This is a genomic window from Methanolacinia paynteri, from assembly GCF_000784355.1.
Lineage (GTDB): Archaea > Halobacteriota > Methanomicrobia > Methanomicrobiales > Methanomicrobiaceae > Methanolacinia > Methanolacinia paynteri.
The window spans coordinates 1-2,159 of sequence record NZ_AXDV01000056.1 but is presented as its reverse complement, the minus strand read 5'-3'; the positions used below and the strand labels follow the sequence as shown (position 1 = coordinate 2,159).

The 2,159-nt window shown below is 55.9% G+C and carries 3 protein-coding genes and 1 pseudogene; all 4 read right to left on the bottom strand.

Annotation, left to right across the window (positions count from 1 at the left end; genetic code table 11):
* Positions 1-158: pseudogene (locus METPAY_RS15390) on the bottom strand (2-oxoacid:ferredoxin oxidoreductase subunit beta); the annotation flags it as partial.
* Positions 158-1,258 carry a 2-oxoacid:acceptor oxidoreductase subunit alpha gene (locus METPAY_RS01760; protein ID WP_048148607.1) on the bottom strand — a complete coding sequence of 367 codons (1,101 nt, stop codon included), beginning with the start codon at positions 1,256-1,258 and terminating at the stop codon, positions 158-160. The pseudogene METPAY_RS15390 and the gene METPAY_RS01760, both read right to left, overlap by 1 nt.
* Entirely contained in the window at positions 1,255-1,527 is a 273-nt protein-coding gene (locus METPAY_RS01755) for a 4Fe-4S dicluster domain-containing protein (protein WP_048148605.1), read from the bottom strand. Before METPAY_RS01755 ends, METPAY_RS01760 begins: the two co-directional genes overlap by 4 nt.
* Before the next feature lie 74 nt (positions 1,528-1,601).
* Positions 1,602-2,153 (bottom strand): FumA C-terminus/TtdB family hydratase beta subunit, encoded by a 552-nt coding sequence (locus METPAY_RS01750; protein ID WP_048148611.1) that lies wholly within the window; start codon positions 2,151-2,153, stop codon positions 1,602-1,604.
* Positions 2,154-2,159: the final 6 nt, after the last annotated feature.

Here is a 2,159-nt window from a genome sequence, read left to right as displayed (position 1 = left end):
ATCCCGGATACGAATATCGTATTGTCGATATCCCAGCCCATCTGCATCACCGCCTCCAGCGTGCAGTTTATGACCGTCCCGTTGCCGCAGCCTGTACAGTATATATGCGGCATTCTGTCATGCCTGTACCATTCCTCGACTGATTCTGCCGGCGCCATCAGGAGTCACCTCCCATCGACGCGAAGAGCTCTTCGGGCGTGTGCATCTCCCCGCCGAGCTTCGGTATCGATTCGACCTCGACATTCGTGTGGCGCTGGATCTCCCTCGCGATCTGGCCCATGTTCAGCTCGGGAACGATGAACTTCGATGCGTTCGGGAACTTCTTCAGCGACTCCTCGGGGAACGGCCAGACGATCCTGATATTCAGGTGACCGATCTCCATATCGGGGTGATCGTGCATGAGCTGGCGGACCGCACGGCCCGGTGGACCGTAGGTGATGAAGACTACCTCTGCGTCCGGGTTGATTACGTCGTAGTCGGCGATCTCGTGCCTCTTCGACTCGACCTTGTTCACGAGTCTCTGGACGAGTTCGCTGTGAAGCTCGCAGTTCGTCGTCTGCGGGTAGCCCCTCTCGTCGTGGGTGAGTCCGGTGACATGCACCCTGTGACCTTTCCCGAAGACAGGGAAGCCAGGGATCATGTCCGCTTCGGGCTCGAACGGGAGCATGCCTTCCTTCAGCATCTTCCGGGGCTTTATCTCAACCTCCTCCGGGATCGTGATCTTCTCTCTCATGTGCCCGATGATCTCATCCGACATCACGAAGACAGGGCACCTGAACCTGTCGGCGAGGTTGAACGCCTTTACAGTCAGGTCGAACATCTCCTGGACGGTCGAGGGGACGAGAGCAATTGTGCCGTAATCCCCGTGCGAGCCGAACCGGCACTGCATCATATCGCCCTGGGCCGCCATCGTAGGCTGTCCGGTGGAGGGCCCGCCCCTCTGTATATCTACGATTACAAGCGGGGTCTCGGTCATGACCGCATAGCCGATGTTCTCCATCATGAGCGAAAATCCAGGCCCGCTTGTCGCAGTCATCGAACGTGCTCCGGCCCATGACGCCCCGATTATCGAGGATACGCTCGCGAGCTCGTCCTCCATCTGTATGAACGTGCCGCCCTTCTTCGGCAGCATCTTCGCCATATGCTCGGCTATCTCGGTGGACGGAGTTATCGGGTATCCGCCGAAGAACGAACATCCTGCTGCAAGGGCTCCCTCCGCACATGCGATGTTGCCCTGCATGAATTCAATTCTGCTCAATACTCGATCACCACCTTCATAGGTTCGTACGGCTTCTCTTCGACCCATTTTATCGCCTGGTCCGGACAGACAAGCTGGCAGACGCCGCACAGCCTCCTCCCGTAGAGGTTTGCCAGCCGGCAGTTCGTGCACCTCTCCGGCCTGTCGAGAACAGGAACGACTATGCCCTTTTTGTTAAGCTCACTTCCTTCCTGGAAAATATTGTAGGGGCAAACCATTGTACATAAATTGCACCCCTTGCAGAGGTTCTGATCAATAACAAGTTTCATGGGCACGACCTGGAGTATTATACTGCTATATTATTGCTCCTTATAATTACTAAATATCTACTTATTTTACATGATTAATCGGTAGGGAAGAGAGACTCAAACGACTTCTGCGCATTCGCGATGACCCCGGAGTAGAGGTTTCCGCCATGAGCATCCATCGCGACTGTGAGCGGGAGCCTGTCTACCTCGATCTCCCAGACGGCCTCGGCCATACCGAGATCTTCGTAATATACGCCTTTGAGGTTCATCTTTGAGGCGGCGAGTGCGGCACATCCGCCGGTGTATGCGAGGTAGACGGCCCTTCCTTTCATAAGTGACGAGACTTCGCTGCTCATCCCGCCTTTCCCGATGAATGCACGGACTCCGGCATCGAGGAGGAATCCGCATAGGGAGTTCATTCTCGAAGATGTCGTGGGTCCGGCGGCCATGATCTTTCCGCCGGCGACTACCGGGCCGCAGTGGAATATGACTGCACCTTTGGGATCGAACGGGATCTTCTCCTCCATCATCCGCAGGTGTGCCTCGTCCCGTGCGGTGTATATGGTTCCGGAAAGCTCCACCCTGTCGCCTGCATGAAGGTCGAGGACTTCTTCGCCGAGAGGTGTTTTGAGCTGTATTATATTCATATCTTC